Below are 19803 nucleotides of genomic sequence, written 5' to 3' on the forward strand. Positions count from 1 at the left end.
CAGTTCCTGCGCTCGACTCAGGCAATGACACCAAGGTCGACTAGGGTCAAACGGTGATTTCAGTGCCCCTCATCTTCGACTGTGACACCGGAATCGACGATTCCCTGGCTCTGCTCTACCTTCTCGCGCACCCGTCGGCAGATGTCCGGGCCGTGTTGTCCACCGGTGGGAACGTCCCGACCGACGTCGTCTGCGCCAACAACCTGGCCTGGCTGCAGCTCTGCGGCCGCGACGACATCGAGGTGTGCGTCGGCGCCGACGGACCGCTCGAGGCGCCGTTGATGACCACCGAAGAAACCCATGGCCCGATGGGCATCGGATACGCCGAACTACCGGTCGCGACGTCCATGCAGTCCCATCGGGATGCGGCTGACGCCTGGATCGAGCTGACTGCCGAAAGTCCCGGCGAGTACGTGGGTCTGGTGACCGGCCCGCTCACCAATCTGGCCCTGGCCATTCGACGGGATCCGTTGCTGCCGAGCAGACTTCGCCGCCTCGTCATCATGGGTGGAGTGTTCCATCAGAGTGGCAACACCACCCCGACCACGGAGTGGAACATCGCCGTGGATCCGGAGGCCGCCAAGGAGGTGTTCGCAGCCTTCGGGCAGGACGGCGCACCTCGTCCGATCATCTGCCCGCTCGACCTCACCGAGACCATCCGGATGACGCCCGACCATCTCGGGCGGCTGGCCGCACTGGCCGAATCGAGTCCGGTAGAGCAGCCCGGGCCCGATGACGAAACCGGAACCCGTTCCGTGGCCGACAACGTGATCGTCCGCCATCTCGTCGATGCGGTCCGGTTCTACTTCGAGTTCCACGAAGCGCAATCCGAGGGCTACATCGCGCATATGCATGATCCGTTCGCCGCGGCGGTTGCGCTCGATCCGTCGGTCACCGGTACCCGGCTCGCGTGTGTCGATGTCGAGGTCGACGGGACACTGACCCGCGGTACGACTGTCGCCGACGAACGTGGTTTCTGGAACCGACCGGTCAACGCCGAGATCGCGACAACCACTGATCCGGACCTGTTCTTCGACGATCTGATCGAACGGATTGCGGCGTTTGCGGTTGCCGTGCAGCATGGGACGGGTCCCCGACGTTAGGTGCGGCCATGCGATCTGCGACCGATGTCTCGAAAGAACTGTTGGCCATCGGAGCAGGTGCGGCTCTAGCCGCCGGAGTGAACTTGGCCATCGGCGACCGCATCTCACCCCGAGCGCGCATCGTGGTCATCGGCGCAGGTCTGCCGGTGGCCGCTGCCGTCTATCCGCTCACGCGTTCGTGGCGTGGGGCGGATCCGGGCGCCGTGCGGCGTGAGGTCATCGCCCTGGCGGCGGCCGGTGCGGTCGCCGTCGGCGCCGCATTGCTTCCGGCAGGCCCGGCCCGCACCATCGCCGCAGCCGGGTGGGTGGCCCACGCCGGGTTCGACTATCTGCACACGCAGGACCATTCGTCGAAGCTGCCCGGATGGTATCCGCCGGTCTGCGCAGGCTATGACGTCATGATCGCCGGCCAGTTGGCCCACGACGCAGGCCGTTAGCTGTCGAAGGCCTCGACGATCGCCGTGGCGGCCAGTGCCGGGGTGAGCGTGCCGGACCGTACGTCGTCTTCGACGCGATGGCGGATCGCCCGGACCTCGGGATCGGCGTCAAGCCGGCGCAGGAGCTGATCTGTCACCATCGCCCACATCCATTCGACCTGCTGACGGCTGCGCCGGGCCTCGAATTCGCCTGCCGCACTGAGGACTTCCTTGTGTTTGAGGACGGTCTCCCAGAACTCGGCGACTCCGGTCCCCTCCATGGCGCTCATCGTCAGCACCGGAGGACGCCAGATCGCCTCGTGCGGCGTCAGCAGACGCAATGCACCCTGCAACTCGCGGGCCGCATTCTTGGCGTCGGTCAGATATTTGCCGTCGGCTTTGTTCACGACCACGATGTCGGCGAGCTCCAGAACACCCTTTTTGATGCCCTGCAACGAATCCCCGGTGCGCGCGAGGGTCAGGAAACAGAACACGTCGACCATGCCTGCCACCGTGACCTCGGACTGCCCGACACCCACGGTCTCGACCAGCACCACGTCGAAACCGGCGGCCTCGAGCAGCACGATCGTCTCGCGGGTCGCCTTCGCGACACCGCCGAGGGTGCCCGACGTCGGCGACGGCCGGATGTAGGCGTTCGGGTGCACCGACAACTGACCCATCCGGGTCTTGTCACCGAGGATCGATCCGCCGGTCCGGGTCGACGACGGGTCCACCGCCAGCACGGCGACCTTGTGCCCCTGCTCGATCAGGTACATACCGAGCGTTTCGATGGTTGTCGATTTGCCGACTCCGGGAACGCCGGTGATACCGACCCGGTAGGACTTACCCGAGTCGGCACCCAGTGACAGCAGCAATTCCTGTGCCTGGGCGCGGTGATCCGCCCGCGTCGATTCGACCAGCGTGATGGCTCGGGCCAGATCGGGTCGTTTGTCGGCGCGGACGGCATCGGCCAGTGCAGCCAGATCCAATGGGGGTCTAGGCATGTGCTCGTCTCAGACTCACGATGTCAGCTCAGGCCCCGGTTCCCAATTCATGCCCTAATTCAACAGCGAGCTTCTTGATCAGCTCCACGGCGGAGTCGGCGATGACCGTTCCCGGAGGGAAGATCGCGGCGGCGCCTGCCTCGTACAGTTCGTCGAAATCGCCGGGCGGGATCACACCGCCGACCACGATCATGATGTCGCTGCGCCCGACCTTCGCGAGTGCATCGCGGAGTGCGGGCACCAAGGTGAGGTGACCTGCCGCCAAAGACGAGACACCGACAACATGCACGTCGTTGTCCGAGGCCTGCAGCGCCACCTCATCCGGGGTCTGGAACAGCGGGCCGACGTCGACATCGAAACCAAGGTCGGCAAAGGCCGTCGCGATCACTTTCTGTCCGCGGTCATGGCCGTCCTGGCCCATCTTCGCGACCAGCACACGCGGACGCCGACCTTCTGCTTCGGCGAACTTGTTGACCAGATCGATGGCGTCGTCGATGTTCTGCACAGTTCCGGCCTCGTGTCGGTACACACCGCTGATGGTGCGGATCTCTGCCTGATGACGGCCGTAGACCTTCTCCAATGCCTCGGAGATCTCGCCGACGGTGGCCTGGTGACGGGCCGCCTCGATCGCCAGTGCCATCAGGTTGTTCTCCAGGCCACCCTCGGACGAGGCCGCGGCCTTTGTCAGGTTGGCCAGTGCGGTCTCCACGGCTGCCGAATCACGGCTGGCGCGAAGCCTTTCCAGCTTCTCGATCTGCTCGCCGCGGACCTTCGAGTTCTCGACCTTGAGGACCTCGATCTCCTGGTCCTCGTCGACCTGATACTTGTTGATGCCGATCACCGGCTGCTGGCCGGAGTCGATCCGGGCCTGCGTACGTGCGGCAGCCTCTTCGATCCGCAGCTTCGGGATGCCCTCGTTGATGGCCTGTGCCATACCGCCGGCCTCTTCGACCTCGGCGATGTGCGCACGCGCCTTGTTGGCGAGTTCGTGTGTGAGCCACTCGACGTAGTTCGATCCGGCCCACGGATCGATCGGACGCGTGGTGCCCGACTCCTGCTGCAGGAGCAGCTGGGTGTTGCGGGCGATACGTGCCGAGAAGTCGGTGGGCAGTGCCAGCGCCTCGTCGAGGGCGTTGGTGTGCAGCGACTGGGTGTGACCCTGGGTCGCGGCCATCGCCTCGATGCAGGTCCGTGCAACGTTGTTGAACGGATCCTGTGCGGTCAGCGACCAGCCCGAGGTCTGCGAATGTGTACGCAGCGACAGCGATTTCGGGTTCTTGGCGTCGAACTTGGCCACGAGCTCACTCCAGATGAGCCGCGCCGCACGAAGTTTCGCGACCTCCATGAAGAAGTTCATGCCGATGGCCCAGAAGAACGAGAGCCGTGGTGCGAACTTGTCGATGTCGAGCCCGACGTCGACGCCGGCCCGCAGGTACTCGATGCCGTCGGCGAGGGTGTACGCCAACTCCAGATCGGCTGTGGCACCGGCCTCTTGGATGTGGTAGCCGGAGATCGAGATCGAGTTGAACTTCGGCATCTTGAGACTGGTGTACTCGAAGATGTTCGAGATGATCCGCATCGACGGCTTGGGCGGATAGATGTAGGTGTTGCGGACCATGAACTCTTTGAGGATGTCGTTCTGGATGGTCCCGGCGAGCTTCTCCGGCGGTACACCCTGCTCTTCGGCGGCCACGACATACAACGCGAGAATCGGCAGCACGGCGCCGTTCATCGTCATCGAGACCGATACCGAACCGAGGTCGATGCCGTCGAACAGCTGACGCATGTCGAGGATGGAATCGATTGCCACACCGGCCATGCCGACGTCACCGGCCACCCGGGGATGGTCGGAGTCGTAGCCGCGGTGGGTGGCCAGGTCGAATGCCACCGACAGGCCCTTCTGACCGGCCGCGAGGTTGCGGCGGTAGAAGGCGTTGGACTCGGCCGCTGTGGAGAAGCCGGCGTACTGCCGAATCGTCCACGGCTGGTTCACGTACATCGTCGGATACGGACCGCGCAGGAACGGCACCGAACCCGGCACGGTGTCGAGCGGGTACGGATGCTCGCCGTCGGCGGTCACCGCGTCACGGTCGGCACGGGTGAAGATCGGCTTCACGTCGATCTGTTCCGGCGTGCTCCAGGTGACCTGCTCGGTCGAATATCCGTGTGCCTGAGCCAGATCAGAGATCAGCTTGTCACTGTCACCGGCCGCAGGTGCTGCTGCCGCATCCGACAGCGGAACGTCGGCGAAACTCGCGATTTGTTTCTGGGTACTGGTCATCAGCTCTTCGCCTCGATCTTGTCGAACAGGTCGGTCAACGTGGTGATGGCGTCGATACCGACCTGCAGGAATCCATCCGGGGTATCTGCGGCGTCGGTCCAGGCCTTGGACGGACCGGCCAGCAGCACGGTCTCGACCCCGGCGGCGCGAGCTGCTTGAAGGGCGACGCCGCCGTCGGTCCCGTAACGAGGATTGGCCGCACACAGGACCGCGACCGCAGGATTGCCTGCCGCCGAGACGGCGGCGGCCACCGAATCACCGTCCAGCGGCCCGGGATTGACCGCTTCGATACCACCGGCAGCCAACAGGTTGGCGACGAACGTGGTGCGGCCGTTGTGTTCGGCCACCGAGCCCAACGGCAGCATGATCGCCGTGGGACGACGGCCATGAGCGGCGAGGTAGGCATCGGATCGATCGCGCAGACGCTCGAAAGGCCGCGCGATCCGTGCCAGGTTTGGCGCCGATGCGGGCTGGTCGGCGACATCTGCCGCACCTGCGGTACCGAGCGGCTTCTCCCCCAGGTTCGGGAACTCGTTGATACCGGTGAGCGCGGTGGTCCGGTGCGCCACCGCATTGTCGCGGGCCTCGACCGACGTGGCGATCTGCTCGCCGATCCAGCCGTCGGCCAGTGCCTGACGGTATCCGCCCTTGCCCTCGATCTCCTGGAGCAATGCCCAGGCAGCGACGGCGAGTTCGTCGGTCAGCGACTCGACGAACCAGGATCCGCCCGCCGGGTCGATGACCTTGGCGACGTTGGACTCCTCCAGGAGCAGCAACTGCGTGTTGCGGGCCATGCGGCGCGAGAAGCTCGGGTTGGTGGTGCGATCGGCGGGTGCCAGCGCAGCATCGAACGGCAGCACCGTGATCTGGTCGGCGCCACCGACTCCGGCGCCGAACGTCGCGGTGGTGACACGCAGCATGTTCACCCAGGGATCGCGCTGACTCATCATGCTCAGCGCAGTGACACCGTGGGTCACCGCTGCGCCCGCCGACGGTGCACCGCTGACCTGTGCCACGCGGCCCCACAGTCGCCGGATCGCCCGGAACTTGGCCATCGTGCCGAACTGATCATCGGTGGCCGACAATGCAAAGGTCAACTGCCCCAGCGCTTTGTCGATGTCGAGGCCGGCGGCGGTGAGCTCACGCAGGTATTCGACGCCCGCAGCCACCACAAAGGCCAGCTCCTGGACGTCGGTGGCCCCGCCGAGTGCGAAGTCGGTGCCGTCGACGCGGATGGCCCGGACACCGGCACCTGATTCCTGGGCGATCGCGATCGCAGCTGACAGCTCGACGGTGGGCCGCCCGGACAGGGCCGCGGTCAACGGCGCCAGGCCGTACGAGGCGACGGTGCTCAGCGACGCGGTGTCGGGCAGCAGCGCCTGCAGGGCGCGGGCCGCATCGATTCCGTGGGCGCCGGCGTCGACGGTGACCGGAACGAGGTCGAGGAACACCCCGGCCAGGACTGCAGCTAGCTGCTCGGGCGCGATCGAGTTCTCGCCGACCGCCAACCACAGACCGCTCACACCGTTGTCGAGTGCCTCCAGGATCGCGGCATTGAGCGCCTTCGGATCCTGGGGCTCGCCGGTGGGATCACCGAAGCGCTCGGTGACGCGCCAACCCATGTTCACGTCGCGGGTGGCGTCGCTGCCGCGGACAAACGGGTACGAACCCGGAAGGCCTGGCTCGTCGAGCTCATCGCGTCGTGTGTACAGCGGCTTGATGACCAGTTCGTCCGGCGTGATGGTCGACAGCAGTGCTTCTGGGCTGTCGCTCAGGTCCGCGGCGTCGATCCGCTTGGACTTGGCCAGCACTTGCGCGGCAGAGTCGGACCATCGCTGGTAACTGGCCTCCAGGTCTTGGAGGTCGGAATGGGTATCCGGCATTCGGGGTGAGCCCTTCGATCGGCTGGTGACGTCGTGATCTCGGTCGCATCAGAACGTGGATTCGACACTATCCGATCGATCACTCGGGCCATAAGTCGAGGTGGGTGCTACCACAGTGGTGTCGCGCACACCGGCAGGCCTCGAGGTCGGCCGTATTGTTGAGCCCGTGAAAACCAATGGTCGAGTCACCCGGCAGACTGCGGTGACCCGAGCTGTGATCGGGCTCATAGCCGTGATCGCGGTGCTGCTCGCCGCCTATCTCGCGCCCATCCCATCGGTCTCCCGACTCCGGGAGTGGGCCGATTCGTTCGGCCCGGCGTTTGTCTGGTTCTTTTTCATCGGCTACGCGATCATCGTGATCTTCCCGATTCCGCGGTCCGCATTCACCGTTGCCTCGGGACTGCTCTTCGGTCCGGCTGTGGGTTTCTCCGGCGCCATGTTGGCGACCACTTTTGCGGCGGTGGCGGCCTTCTTCCTGGTTCGCAGATTCGGCCGGGCCCGCATCCAGCCCTACCTCCACCATCCGGTCACCCGCGCGGTCGAGGTCCGCATGGAGCGGCGCGGTTGGCTCGCAGTCGGGTCACTGCGTCTGATCGCCGCGTGCCCGTTCTCGGTGACCAACTACATCGCGGCGCTCTCGTCGATCAAATTCGTGCCGTATCTGCTCGCGACCGTTGTCGGGGTGTTGCCCGGAACCGCAGCGGTGGTCCTACTCGGTGATGCTCTCACCGGCGAGGGTGACATCTGGTCGCTGGCACTGTCGGCCGGCCTGTTCAGCGTCGGAGTGATCGGACTGATCGTCGATGCCCGCCTGGGAGTCAACGCATCGGCGCAGGACGGACCGGAAGCTCACAACGATGCTGGTCATGCCAATCCCTCGGGCTCCAACACCATTGCATCAAGTTAAAAAGCTTGATTGTTTTCAATCAAGTCCATTTACCTGATAGTCTCCACTCAAGGTTCAATCCTTGATAGTTCCTTGTGTCTGAATCGGTGCGGAGAATGCATGTATGTACTGACGATTGATCAGCGACGTAGCCGGAGCGAACCGGATCGGGTTCCGGCAGCCCTCACCGCTCTTGCCTCCGTGCCGACCATCCGGCCCTTCGACCGGACCGCAGGCGACGAACTGCAGGCGGTCCTCGACGACCCCGCAGCCGTCACCGAGGCGGTGACGATCCTGGCCGCCGACGGTCATTGGAGCATCGGTGTCGGGATCGGTGACGTCGAACTCCCCCTGCCCGAGCAGACCCGGGCCGGTCGCGGGCAGGCGTTCGAGCGGGCCCGGGAGGCCGTCACATCCGCGAAGAACACCCGCTACCGCGTGAGCGTGGTCGGATTCGGTACTGCCGCGGACGGTCATGCACAGACCGCGCTGCGACTGCTCGTCCGCACTGCCGCCGGACGTAGCGCCGCCGGGCAGGAAGCGGTCCGGCAGATGCGCCTGGGCCACAGTCAGTCAGAGGCGGCTGCCACACTCGGGATCACACCGCAGGCGATGTCGCAACGACTCCAGGCCGCGGACTGGCATATCGAGGAGGACACGCGCGTGCTCGCCACCCATCTACTCCAGGTCGCGCACCCGTGATCATCGCGGCCATCGTGCTGCTGGCAGTGACCGCATGCCTGCCCCTGCTCATCAGCCGACTGCCCCTCGGGCACGGACGCCCGATGAACATTGCCGCGGCGATGATCGCGCCGGCAGTGCTCGGGCTGGTGGCGATCCTGGGACTGGTCGCCGGTCCGGCCGACGGCGCCGGCGCGGTGGTCATCCAATGCCTCACCGTTGCCGCTGCGATCACCGGCGGCACCCTGATGGTGCGAGCGGCGCTGCTGCTCGGTGGTATCGAACCCTGGCAACTCGACACCCCCACGCCGCCCCCGAACCCGGGGGCCGATCCGGCGCCGATACCGACCCCGCTACGTGGTGGCCGCGTCATCGGATATCTCGAACGCATCGTGGTGGTCGCGGCGCTCGGTCTGCAATGGCCCGAGGCCATCGCCATCGTGCTGGCAATCAAAGGGCTCGGCCGCTATCCCGAACTGCGCGAACCGGGTGCAGCCGAGCAGTTCATCATCGGAACGTTGGCCTCGGTCGTCTGGGCCGCGGCGACCGCCGGTGCGGCCTACCTGCTGGTGCACTGACACGCCTGCGTACGGCGCCACGGCGGAGGTCTCAGCCTGGTGCAGGTTTGTCCTGCGCGGATTCAATGCCGGACGGGGCCTCGTACTGACCGGGAGCCGGGAGTGTGGTGTCGATCGGACGGGCCGACAGCGGAGGCTGATCGGCTATCGGTGTCCGGGCTACTGCTTCGGCCGCGGCCACAGCCTGCGCGACGACGGGATCGGTGGCCTTCTCGAACCACTCGGCGATGTCGGACTCGTCGACCGGAGCCGGACTGTCGTCGGCCGGGGCCTCGTAACGGAAGACACCATCATCTGACCGGATCCCGAACGATTTGGCGAAACCCTGTAATGCCGAACCGAAGTCGGTCGGGACCACCCACACCTTGCTGGCCTCGCCCTTGGCCATCTCCGGGAGTTGCTGCAGATACTGGTAAGCCAGCAGTTCGGGCGTGGGCTTGGCGGCCTTGATCGCGGCGAAGACCTTCTCGATCGACTTGGCCTCACCCTGGGCGCGCAGGTATTGCGCAGCCCGGTCACCCTGCGCCTGCAGGATGAGTGATTGCCGATCACCCTCGGCAGTGAGGATCGCCGCCTGCTTGGCGCCCTCGGCGTAGAGGATCTGACTCTGCTTGTTGCCCTCCGCGGTCTTGATCGCCGATTCGCGCTGACCCTCGGCGGCCAGGATCGTGGCGCGCTTCTCGCGATCGGCCTTCATCTGCTTTTCCATCGATTCCTGGATGGAAGGCGGCGGCAGGATCGATTTCAGCTCCACGCGGGCCACCCGCAGACCCCAGCGACCGGTGGCCTCGTCCAGCACACCGCGCAGCTGCGCGTTGATGTATTCACGCGAGGTCAGGGTTTCTTCGAGGGTCATCCCGCCGACCACGTTGCGCAGCGTGGTCGTGGCCAGCTGTTCCACACCAACGATGTAGTCGTTGATCTCATAGACCGCGGCCTGCGGGGTGGTGACCTGAAAATAGACGACGGTGTCGATGTTGACCGTGAGGTTGTCCTCGGTGATGACCGGCTGCGGCGCGAATGAGACCACCCGCTCTCGCAGATCGATGCGGGCCCGGATGCGGTCGACAAACGGAACCAGGAGTGTGAGCTGCCCGGACGTGGTTTTGATGTACCGGCCCAATCGCTCGATCACCGCCGCCTCGGCCTGCGGGATCAGCGCGACCGACTTCACCAGGATCACGGCCACAACCAGCACCAGAACCACGATCACCACCAGTCCGACCACCATGGTGCTCATCCTTTCCACACCACGGCGGTGGCGCCTTCGATCTCGAGAACCGTCACCGATTCGCCCTCGGCGAACCGGTCGGCTGGATGCGCGGCCCGGGCCGACCACACGCTTCCGTCGAATTTCACCTGCCCGGAATCGCCGTCGATGGCGGCAACGACCACACCGTGACGGCCGATCAGACCATCGGTGTTGGTGGCCAGTCGGGGTCGGTTGTACATGTGTCGCTTGGCAACCGGACGGACAGCAAACAGCAGGAGCAGCGACATCAGGGCGAAAACGGCTCCGTCGACCCACAGCGGTGTGCCGAAGACGGCGCTGACCCCGGCCGCGGTCAGGGCTCCGCCGGCGAGCATGAGCAGGATCAGATCGCCGCTGAGTACCTCAGCGCCGATCAGTATCAGTCCGGCCACGAGCCAGATGACTGCGCTCACACATCCACTGTGCCACGCAAAATGGGTCTGGGTTGTCTCGTTATTCGACTGCGGTCACAAAATCGATCAGTTCCTCGACGGCCCGGATCAGTGGGACCTCGATATCGCGGAAACTCGACACGGACGAGTTCACCTTCCGCCAGCCGTCTTGCGGTGTACCCCAGTTCAACTCCTGGCAGATACCGGTCTTCCAGTCGATGCCCCGCGGGATCTTCGGCCAGGCCTTGATCCCCACCGCCGCGGGTTTCACCGCTTCCCAGACGTCGATGTACGGATGCCCGGTGACGAGGACGTGTTCGCCGACCCGCTCGGTGAGCCGGGATTCCTTGGAACCGGCCACCAGGTGGTCCACGAGGACGCCGGCCCGGCGGGTGGGTCCGGGTTCGAACTCGGCAAGTGCTTCATCGAGATTGTCGAGGCCGTCGAGGCTCGAGACCACGATGCCTTCGACACGCAGATCGTCGCCCCAGATCCGTTCCATCAACGCCGCGTCGTGAACACCTTCGACGAACAGGCGGCTCGCCCGTGCGACCCGGGCCCGCTGCCGGGCCACCGTCCGTGAACCGGACGCCGTCCGCGCCGGTGCCGTCGGCGCTTTCACCACAGGTTTGATCAATGTCACAGTTTTGCCGTCGATCAGGAACGCAGCGGGCCGCATCGCGAAGATCCGGGTCAGTCCCCGACGGTCTTCCAACCGCACGAACTCCCCGTCGTAGCTGCGTTCGAAGCCGACAACGGCGCCGCAGAATCCGCTGGCCGCATCCTCGACGACGAGGTCACGCTCGGCAGCGACCTCGGGGACGACGGGCCGGGTGCTCTTCCGCGGTCCGGACAGGACATCTCGACCATAACGATCAGAACCATTGCTGTTCACCGGCACCACGTTAGGGCCCGGCCAGGGGCCACGGTGCTTGCCACGCCGAGCCGTGGCACCGGCAGTAAGATCGGCCCAGACGCAACGAAGAAGTGAAGGCTGTGATGACCGACAACGTTTTTGAGTATCCGACCGATACCGCGGGCATCGGTGGTGCCCTCGGTGCTTGGGGTGCGGCGTGGCAGTCGGGTCGCTACTCCCCCGATGACCTGCTCGATGTGCTCGGTCGGTGGAGTTCTCGACACCGCGTCCTCGCGGCGGATGCTGCTGCTGCCCAGGAACTTTCGTTGAATCCCGACGGCGAGGAGAGTGACGCACTCCTGCGCCTGGTCCGCGAGGGCTCCACCCATGGCCTTGCGCTGCTCTTGGTCGCACCAGGCGACATGCTCGGGCTGCCGCCGCGGGGTCCGGTCACCACAGCCGCACTCGAAGCCGGTGAACTGCTGGTGGTACCCGGACGTTTCGCACTCATCCCCCGCAGGCTGGATCGCTACACCATCGGCTGGGGTGTGCACACGCTCACCGGCACACCCGCGATCCCCATCACACATTCCCTCAGTGAGGTCGAATACGAACTGCGGGAAGGCATTCGGTCGGCAACCCAGATACTCGCCGGTCTGCGGATGCCACGGACGTCGTCCGCCGAGGGCCGCCCCGATCCCCGCGAGGTGGTGGCGCAGATGACCCGTCTCGCCGCCCAGCAACTACCGCCCGGGATCAACCCGCGGGCCGAACGCATCCTCGAACAGGCCGCTCACGTGGCCGCCATCCTGTCGGTGGCCCGCGCTGCGGCACCCGACTTCGGTATCGTCGCGGAACAGCAGCAGAGTGGCGATACGGCCTTGCGTGAGCTCGGTCGTACGGTCCGGATCGCCCGGATGAGCGCCACCAATGCCGTCATCGACGAATTGGTCTCCAGCAACCACGTCTGAGACCAGCGCTGTTCGGCGAGCCTTATGCAGGACGGCGGACAGGTTCGCAACAACCGCGTGCGCAGGGTGCCCCGTTGTCCGTCATGCCGAGTCTGAACTCGACGTCGCCGCTGCACTGTTCGGCGATCAGTTCGGTGATCATCGTGATGAACCGGGGGTCCGTCCCCACCGTTGCCGCCCGCGCGTAGCCCAGGCCCAGCTCCCGCGCCTTGTCCAGGCCCTCGTTGTCGAGATCCCACACCACCTCGAGGTGGTCGGAGACGAAACCGATCGGGCAGACGATCACTGCCCGGACGCCGCGGCCTGCGACGGCCTCTAGGTGATCGCAGATATCCGGTTCGAGCCACGGGATCTGTGGCGGCCCCGAGCGCGATTGCCACACCTGATCGAACTCCGCGAAGCCCGCAGCGTCGGCGGCCAGTGCGGACGCCGCCGCGACCTGCCTGCTGTAGAGCTGACCGCCGTCAGCGGGTGGACCCGCCGCCCGGTCGGCCGAGAGCGGAATGGAATGAGCGGTGAACACCAGCCGCGCGTCGTCGCGAAGTTCTTCTGGCAGTTCGGCTTTGGCAACCGCGATCGAATCAGCCCACGACGCCGTCATCGCCGGGTGCTGCCAATACTGCGGCAGCTTGCGGATGAACATGTCGCCGGCATCGGCGCCGAGTGAGGCCAGCGCACGAGTGATGTCCTCGTCGTACTGGCGGCACCCCGAATAGCCACCCCACGCCGAGGTCGGAAAGACCAGAATCCGCCGATGTCCGTCGCCATGGATCTGCGCGAGGGTGTCCTCGATCATCGGATGCCAGTTGCGGTTTCCGAAATAGACCGGCAGGTTGATGCCGTCCCGATCGAGCTCGGCTTCGAGCGAGCTGATCATCGCCTTGTTCAGTGCGTTGATCGGCGACACCCCACCGAAGTGGAGGTAGTGCTGCGCCACCTCGTCAAGGCGCTCCGGTGGCACACCACGCCCCCGGGTGACGTTCTCGAGGAACGGCCGAACGTCGTCCGGCTTGTCCGGTCCACCGAAGGACAAGACCAGGACGGCGTCAAAACCGGTTGTCGCACTCACTACGTCGCGAAACCTTCGGGGAGCCAGGTGTTGTGGCTCGCGCCGCCGTCGACGTAGACGATCGACCCGGTGGTACCGGGCAGCCAGTCCGAGAGCAGTGCGCAGACCGATTTGGCGACCACCGAGGGATCATCGACGTTCCAGCCGATCGGTGAGGCGCCATCCCAGTATTCGTTGAGCTGGCTGAGCTTCTTGGCATCACCGGTCGCAGTTCCGGCGATCGCCTTGGCGGCAAGGGTCTTGATCGGGCCGGCGGCCACCAGGTTCGACCGGATCTTCTTGGCCTCGCCCACTTCCCGGGCCACATAACGGTTCACCGATTCCAGCGCGGCCTTGGCCACACCCATCCAGTTGTAGTACGGCATCGAGGTACGTGGATCGAAGTCCATGCCGACGATCGAGCCACCCTCGTTCATCGCGGGCAGCACGGCGCGGGCCAGCGCCGCGTAGCTCCATGCCGACACCTGGAACGACTGCGCCGCATCCGGACCCGGGCCCTCGAGGAACGGCTTGGCCTCCGGACCCATCAGGGTGCGGGGCGCGAACGCGATGGAATGCAGGACGCCGTCGATGCCCTCGGGTGCGATCTCCTTCAGGCGATCGGCGAGGGTTCCGAGGTGCTCCTCGTTGGTGATGTCCAATTCGAGTGCCGGCGGCACTTCCTTCGGCAGACGCTGAGCGATCCGGTCGATCAACCGCAGCCGGTCGAATCCGGTGATGATCACGCGTGCGCCCTGTTCCTGCGCCATGGCGGCGGCGTGGAACGCGATCGAGGAATCAGTGATGATTCCGGTGATCAGAACTGTCTTGCCGTCGAGTATCCCGCTCAATGTCTGCTCCCTCGAGGTGGTTTCGTGTGTCGGTGGTGCGTGAATGCTGATGAAACGCCGGGTGCGACCGGAGTTTCAGTGACCCATTCCGAGGCCACCGTCGACGGGGATGACCGCGCCGGAGACATAAGAGGAGTCGTCGGAGGCAAGCCAGCTGACAACAGCGGCGACCTCTTCGGGCTGTCCGATACGGGCCGCCGGGATCAACTTGACGGCCTGCTCCTTGTACTCGGCGGGCAACTCGTCGGTCATGTCGGTCTCGATGAGTCCGGGTGCGACGACGTTGGCGGTGATCGAGCGCGACCCGAGTTCACGGGTCAGCGATCGCGCCATGCCGATCACGCCTGCCTTGGACGAGGCGTAGTTGATCTGGCCGGGCGTTCCCATCATCGCGACAGCGGAACCGAGGAAGATGAACCGGCCCCAGCGCTTGCGCAGCATCGACCGGCAGGCTGCCTTGGAGACCCGGAACGAGCCGGTGAGGTTGGCGTCGATGACTTTTTCGAACTGTTCTTCCGTCATCCGCATGAGCAGCGTGTCATCGGTGATTCCGGCGTTGGACACCAGCACCTCGACCGGCCCCTGATGCTCTTCGACCGCCTTGAACGCCGCGGTGATGGAGTCGTTGTCGGTGACATCGCACTGGACCCCGAACAGTCCCTCGGGGGCTCCTGAGCCGCGATGCGTGACGGCCACCTTGTGGCCATCGGCGGCAAGCCGTTGTGCGATCGCCAAACCGATTCCACGGTTGCCGCCGGTGACGAGAACCGAGCGGGATACCTTCGTATTGCTGTCAGCCATGACGGTCAACCTATCGCTTTGTCCACTGCCGACGTTTAACAGGCCCCATCACGGGAGCCGCCTGTTGATTGCTACCGCACTCACCGCGGCCGCCAGCACCAGCAGCGTGCCGACGATCAGCCACGGCCGGGACGCATCGCCACGCTGGGTCTCGTATCCGATCTGGTTCTGCAGATTCTCGTACACCTGGTTGAGCTCGTCGAGGCTCGAGGCGGTGAAGAACTTGCCACCGGACAATTGCGCGATCCGCTGGAGCGATTCATCGTCGACCGGCACCGGGATGCGATCACCTTCGAGATCGACGGTTCCGGTCGCGGTACCGAACGAGATGGTGTTGACCGGGATCCGTTCTTCTTTTGCCTTGCGGGCCGCGGTGAACGCGCCACGCGGGTCGTCCGGGTCGTCGGGAACGGTCTCTTTTCCGTCCGAGAGCAACACGACCTGGGCGGGCGGTGCGCCCTCCGCGCCACCGAGGACGGCGTTGAGGGTTTTGATCTGCGTCATCGCAGCCAGGATGCCCTCACCGGTCGCGGTCTTGTCGTCGAGCGTCAACTTGTCGATCGCGTCCTTGGTGGCCTGCCGGTTCGGGGTCGGTGACACCAGCGTGGTCGCGGTTCCCGCATACGAGATCAGCCCGAGGTTGATGCCCTCGGTGAGTTCGTCGGCGAACTTCTTGCCTGCCTCTTGCGCAGCCTTGAGCCGCGACGGCGAGACATCGGTGGCGTCCATCGACCGCGAGACGTCGATGACCAGGATCACCGTTGCCTTGTTTCGTGGCACCTTGCGATCGGCCTGGGGGCCGGCCATCGCCACCACCAACACCGCCAATGCGAGGACCATCAGCACGATCGGTATGTGCTGGGCCCGGTTCTGGGTTTTGGGTGCAACGCGGTTGAGCAGATCCAGATTGGCGAACTTGAGGGCCCGACTCTGGCGCCTGCGCTGCATGTAGATGTAGCCGGCGATGAGGCCGACGACGGCGAGCAGGACCAGCAGCCACCAGGGTGACGCGAGATCGAACCAGCTCATCGGGTCGACCCCGCATTCATCCCGCGGCGACGCTGCGCGATGAACCGGACCACGTCGGCGATCCAGTCACGGTCGGTTCGCAGCGCGAGAGTCGGTGCGCCACAACGCCTCAGGGTCCGCTCCACCTGCTGCCGATGATCCTCGGCGGCACGGGCGAAATCGGCGCGGACCTTGTCGGTGATGGTGAGCTCCCGGATCTGACCGGATTCGGCGTCGCGCAGGACCACCTCCCCGACATCGGGCAGTTCCAGATCGCGGGGATCGAGCACCTCCACGCCGAGCACGTCATGGTGGCCCGAGATCGCGCGCAACGGGCGATCCCAATCGATCGGTCCAAGGAAATCGCTGACCACAACGGCCAGCCCTCGGCGGCGTTCGGGCCTGCGCAGGGCATCGATCCCGGCATGCAGGTCGCCACGCACGCCTTCACTCGAACGAGTGGTGGTGGCGATGGTCTTGAGGGTGTCGAGTGCATGGGCGCGACCGCCACGGGCCGGGATGCGGACCACCTGGTCGCCGGTACAGACGACGGCACCCATCCGGTTGCCGCCACCGAGCGTCAGATGCGCGATGGCAGCGCAGGCGGCCACCGCGAGATCACGTTTGGTGGTGTTGACCGTGCCGAAGTCCAGACTCGCGGACATGTCGACAACCAGCCACGTCTCGAGTTCACGGTCGGCGACCATCTGTCGCACATGTGGCTGTGTGGTCCGCGCCGTGACCGACCAGTCCATCCGCCTGACGTCGTCGCCGGGCTGATACGGGCGGGCCTCCCCCGGCTCGGTGCCCGGTCCCGGGATCAGACCGAGGTGATCGCCTTGGAGTACGCCATCGAGCTTGCGACGAACAATGATCTCGAGCGTCTTCAGTGCTGCCGTCAGTTTGGGATCTTCCAGCGTGCCCGCGCCAAATGACGGAAGTGCGCTGTTATCCGCCATAGTGCGACTGGTTGCCCTGTCCCGGGCCACCCTGCGCTGCGGCCGGCTTGGTCAGCGGATTCGGCTGTTGCCGATAGCCACCCTGCTGCGGGTAGCCGGGCTGCTGATGGCCCACCGGTTGTTGCGGAGCCTGCTGGTGCGGCTGATTGTTCAGGTGTTGGGCGTTCGCCTGCGCGGCCGCGGCCGGTCCGGTGTTCAGCGGTTGGGCACTGACCTGTGGCAGCCCGATCGTCTGGAGGACGCGGGTGATGATCGTGTCGGCATCCACCTCGTCGGCGAGCGCGTCGTAGCTGAGCACCAATCGGTGTCGTAGGACATCCGGAATCACCTCGACGACATCCTGCGGTACGACATAGTCACGTCCACGCACCAGCGCCAGCGCCCGGGCGGCGGCGATGATGCCAAGGGTTGCACGCGGCGACGCACCGTACGAGAGCCATCCGGCCACGTCCTTCAGACCCAACTCGGCCGGAAAACGCGTCGCGTGGATGACCCGCACGACGTAGTCGACAAGTGCGTGGTGGACGAACACGTTGGCCGCGACGTTCTGCAGGCGCACCATCGTCTCCGGATCGAGCACCGGCTTGGCCGTTGGCGGCTTGTTGCCCATGCGGTAGACGATCTCGCGCTCTTCTTCGATCGCGGGATAGTCCACCAGCACCTTGAACAAGAAGCGATCTCGCTGGGCTTCCGGCAGCGGGTAGACGCCCTCGTTCTCGATCGGGTTCTGCGTCGCCATCACGAGGAACGGATCGGGCATCGGGTATGTCGTGCCACCGATCGACACGTGCCGCTCGGCCATGACCTCGAGCAGCGCCGACTGCACCTTGGCCGGCGCGCGGTTGATCTCATCGGCGAGCAGGAAGTTGGCCACAACCGGACCGAGTTCGGTGTCGAACTCTTCACGGCCCTGACGGTAGATCCGCGTACCGATGAGGTCGGTGGGCACGAGGTCGGGGGTGAACTGCACCCGCGAGAACGATCCGCCCACGACGGTTGCATACGTCTCGACAGCCAACGTCTTGGCCACGCCCGGAACACCTTCGAGCAAGATGTGTCCACGTGCGAGCAGGCCCACGAGTATCCGCTCGACCAGTCGGTCCTGTCCGACGATGACCCGCTTGACCTCGAACATGGCCTTTTCGAGCAAGGCGACGTCGGCCTGCGTGAGCTTGAATTCCTCCACTGAAGCCTTGCTCTCGTCCTGCGCTGAGGTCACCGAAAACCCTCCGGGGTCTGATCGATCGTTGTGCTGACTGAACCGAGGGTACTGGAGGCGCCCCGGCGAACCCGCCGGTGTCAGGTCAGACGCACGACATAGGGCATCGCGCCGCTGGTGCGCAGTGGCGAGATCTTGACGACGTCACCGGACTGCGGTGCCTCGACCATCTGGTTGCCACCCAGATACAGCGCCACGTGCTGGCTCGCGTTGGGACCGTAGAAGATCATGTCGCCGCGCTGCATCTGCGAGAGCGGGAACTGCGGTCCGGACGTGTACTGGTAGCCGGTGTAGTGCGGCAACGAGATTCCGATGCCTGCGAAGGCGTAGATCATCAGGCCGGAGCAGTCGAATCCGACCTTGTTGTAGTCGCCGTACGAGTCGGCCACGCCGCCGTCGCGGATACCGAGTGTCGGGCCGTTCGCGTTTCCGCCACCCCACGAGTAGGTGACACCGAGTTGCGAGAGTGCCCGGTTGACGACGATCTCGACTGCGGCCGAACCGGACGCTCCGGGGATGACCGGTGTGGTCGGGATCGTCGGTGTCGTTGGTGTGGGCGCTTCCGGCTCAGACGGATCGACGGGCTCGCTCGGGTCGACCGGCAGGCTCGGGTCGACGGGCGTCGGGGTCTCGATGTCGGTGTGCGGCGGGGTCATCGCACCGATGATGGCGGCGAGGACCTGCTGGGAGGTGTCCAGTGCCAGTCTGGCGCTGGCTTCACCGGCAGCCCGCAGAGCGGCTTCGTGTGCCTGTTGCTCGATGGCGGCCTGCTGGTCCGGGAGAACCGCGGTCGGAGCACCGGGGTACGAGGATGCGGGCTGGCCGCGGAGCTTGTCCAGTTCACGCTGTGCCGCGGCTCGGTCCTGTTCAAGGGTGGCGCGGCGCGCATATTCGGCCTTGACCGCTTCGGTTGCCGCGGCGATGGCGCTTTGCGCGTCGGCCTGACGTGTCTCGGCAGAAGCAGTTGCGAACTTGGCCTGCTGCGCGGTGGCCTTGGCCGTTGCCGCGCGGTTCGCCTCTTCGTTGCGGGCCTGCTGCAACCGGGTGATGGTGGCCTGCTGATCGCGACTGATCTGGTCGACCACCGATGCCCGGTCGAGCAGGGCTCCGGGATCGCCCGACATGTAGCCGAGCAGCGAGCCCTGACTGTTGCCCATCGCGTACAGGCTACGAATGAACGCGTCGAAGTCGGTCTGCGCGAACGCGATGGCGCCGGAGGCCTCTTCCAAGGATTCCTGTGCACCGCGGACGGCAACGGCAGCGAGCCGCTCGGACTCCCTGGCATTCTGCAGATCGACCAGTGCCCGGTTCACGGCTTCACGTTTGACGGCAACCTCACCATCGAGGTTGACCATCGTCTGGTTCGTGTCTGCGATCTGATTGATCAGTGTGGCGATCTGCTCCGCGCTGCTCGGCGGGGCAGCGGCCGCGGTTCCCGTGGACAACTGTGCACAGGTGACCGTCACTACTGCCAGTAATGCGGTCACCGAGGACACTCGAATGCCACGTCTCCGCGGCTGTAACGCCTTCCCTCGACTCACTAATGACTCCCTCGCAGATCTGACAGTGCGCCGATGCCGCTGCGGAGCAGTGGCACACACTCGGCCATCGCCA

The 19803-nt window shown here is 65.5% G+C and carries 19 protein-coding genes; 6 read left to right on the plus strand and 13 right to left on the minus strand.

From position 1 onward, the window contains the following. Positions 1-62: 62 nt before the first annotated feature. Both AC1D75_RS16955 and AC1D75_RS16960 read left to right on the plus strand, forming a co-directional pair. A complete protein-coding gene (locus tag AC1D75_RS16955; RefSeq protein ID WP_495516907.1) occupies positions 63-1103 on the plus strand; it encodes a nucleoside hydrolase in 1041 nt (346 codons plus the stop codon). An 8-nt stretch (positions 1104-1111) separates the two neighbouring features. Next, entirely contained in the window at positions 1112-1540 is a 429-nt protein-coding gene (locus tag AC1D75_RS16960) for a hypothetical protein (RefSeq protein ID WP_495516490.1), read from the plus strand. On the opposite strand, the gene meaB is transcribed toward AC1D75_RS16960, so the two are convergent. The 3 genes from meaB to AC1D75_RS16975 are packed head-to-tail and all read right to left on the minus strand — an operon-like array spanning position 1537 to position 6687. Then, entirely contained in the window at positions 1537-2523 is a 987-nt protein-coding gene (meaB, locus tag AC1D75_RS16965; protein ID WP_495516491.1) for a methylmalonyl Co-A mutase-associated GTPase MeaB, read from the minus strand. The genes AC1D75_RS16960 and meaB overlap by 4 nt on opposite strands. A 28-nt stretch (positions 2524-2551) precedes the next feature. Continuing rightward, entirely contained in the window at positions 2552-4804 is a 2253-nt protein-coding gene (gene scpA / locus AC1D75_RS16970) for a methylmalonyl-CoA mutase (protein ID WP_495516492.1), read from the minus strand. Further along, a complete protein-coding gene (locus AC1D75_RS16975) occupies positions 4804-6687 on the minus strand; it encodes a methylmalonyl-CoA mutase family protein (protein WP_495516493.1) in 1884 nt (627 codons plus the stop codon). Before AC1D75_RS16975 ends, scpA begins: the two co-directional genes overlap by 1 nt. Before the next feature lie 166 nt (positions 6688-6853). Between AC1D75_RS16975 and AC1D75_RS16980 the strand changes: the two genes are divergently transcribed. The 3 genes from AC1D75_RS16980 (at position 6854) to AC1D75_RS16990 (ending at position 8832) form a co-directional block, all read left to right on the plus strand. Continuing rightward, complete coding sequence (locus AC1D75_RS16980) at positions 6854-7594, plus strand: TVP38/TMEM64 family protein (protein ID WP_495516494.1); 741 nt, start codon at positions 6854-6856, stop codon at positions 7592-7594. A 99-nt stretch (positions 7595-7693) separates the two neighbouring features. After that, positions 7694-8275: a hypothetical protein gene (locus tag AC1D75_RS16985; protein WP_495516495.1), complete on the plus strand. Its 582-nt coding sequence runs from the start codon at positions 7694-7696 to the stop codon at positions 8273-8275. Further along, positions 8272-8832: a hypothetical protein gene (locus AC1D75_RS16990; RefSeq protein WP_495516496.1), complete on the plus strand. Its 561-nt coding sequence runs from the start codon at positions 8272-8274 to the stop codon at positions 8830-8832. Before AC1D75_RS16985 ends, AC1D75_RS16990 begins: the two co-directional genes overlap by 4 nt. Positions 8833-8863: 31 nt before the next feature. On the opposite strand, the gene AC1D75_RS16995 is transcribed toward AC1D75_RS16990, so the two are convergent. The 3 genes from AC1D75_RS16995 to AC1D75_RS17005 are packed head-to-tail and all read right to left on the minus strand — an operon-like array spanning position 8864 to position 11377. Beyond that, positions 8864-10072 (minus strand): SPFH domain-containing protein, encoded by a 1209-nt coding sequence (locus AC1D75_RS16995; protein WP_495516497.1) that lies wholly within the window; start codon positions 10070-10072, stop codon positions 8864-8866. After that, positions 10069-10497 (minus strand): NfeD family protein, encoded by a 429-nt coding sequence (locus AC1D75_RS17000; protein WP_495516498.1) that lies wholly within the window; start codon positions 10495-10497, stop codon positions 10069-10071. Before AC1D75_RS17000 ends, AC1D75_RS16995 begins: the two co-directional genes overlap by 4 nt. A gap of 40 nt (positions 10498-10537) precedes the next feature. Then, positions 10538-11377, minus strand: coding sequence for a DUF3097 domain-containing protein (locus tag AC1D75_RS17005; protein WP_495516499.1), 840 nt, complete (start codon positions 11375-11377; stop codon positions 10538-10540). Between the two features lie 98 nt (positions 11378-11475). Here AC1D75_RS17005 and AC1D75_RS17010 point away from each other — a divergent pair, with 98 nt between their 5' ends. After that, on the plus strand, positions 11476-12303 hold the full coding sequence (locus AC1D75_RS17010) for an Rv1486c family protein (RefSeq protein WP_495516500.1): 828 nt from the start codon (positions 11476-11478) through the stop codon (positions 12301-12303). A 22-nt stretch (positions 12304-12325) separates the two neighbouring features. On the opposite strand, the gene AC1D75_RS17015 is transcribed toward AC1D75_RS17010, so the two are convergent. The 7 genes from AC1D75_RS17015 to AC1D75_RS17045 all read right to left on the minus strand — a co-directional run bounded on the left by AC1D75_RS17015 (position 12326) and on the right by AC1D75_RS17045 (position 19676). Continuing rightward, the gene (locus AC1D75_RS17015; RefSeq protein WP_495516501.1) at positions 12326-13372 is read right to left on the minus strand and encodes a ferrochelatase; all 1047 of its coding nucleotides are present in this window, start codon (positions 13370-13372) and stop codon (positions 12326-12328) included. Continuing rightward, positions 13372-14202, minus strand: a complete 831-nt coding sequence (inhA, locus tag AC1D75_RS17020) for an NADH-dependent enoyl-ACP reductase InhA (RefSeq protein WP_495516502.1) — start codon at positions 14200-14202, stop codon at positions 13372-13374. Before inhA ends, AC1D75_RS17015 begins: the two co-directional genes overlap by 1 nt. Positions 14203-14277: 75 nt before the next feature. Further along, positions 14278-15003, minus strand: a complete 726-nt coding sequence (gene fabG1 / locus AC1D75_RS17025) for a 3-oxoacyl-ACP reductase FabG1 (protein ID WP_495516503.1) — start codon at positions 15001-15003, stop codon at positions 14278-14280. Between the two features lie 48 nt (positions 15004-15051). Then, a complete protein-coding gene (locus AC1D75_RS17030) occupies positions 15052-16032 on the minus strand; it encodes a VWA domain-containing protein (protein ID WP_495516504.1) in 981 nt (326 codons plus the stop codon). Beyond that, positions 16029-16970, minus strand: coding sequence for a DUF58 domain-containing protein (locus AC1D75_RS17035; RefSeq protein ID WP_495516505.1), 942 nt, complete (start codon positions 16968-16970; stop codon positions 16029-16031). The genes AC1D75_RS17030 and AC1D75_RS17035 overlap by 4 nt, the downstream gene beginning before the upstream one ends. Continuing rightward, positions 16960-18105 (minus strand): AAA family ATPase, encoded by a 1146-nt coding sequence (locus tag AC1D75_RS17040; RefSeq protein ID WP_495516908.1) that lies wholly within the window; start codon positions 18103-18105, stop codon positions 16960-16962. Before AC1D75_RS17040 ends, AC1D75_RS17035 begins: the two co-directional genes overlap by 11 nt. A 164-nt stretch (positions 18106-18269) precedes the next feature. Continuing rightward, positions 18270-19676: an NlpC/P60 family protein gene (locus tag AC1D75_RS17045; protein WP_495516506.1), complete on the minus strand. Its 1407-nt coding sequence runs from the start codon at positions 19674-19676 to the stop codon at positions 18270-18272. Positions 19677-19803: the final 127 nt, after the last annotated feature.

The sequence above is a fragment of the Williamsia sp. Y712 genome (assembly GCF_059445525.1).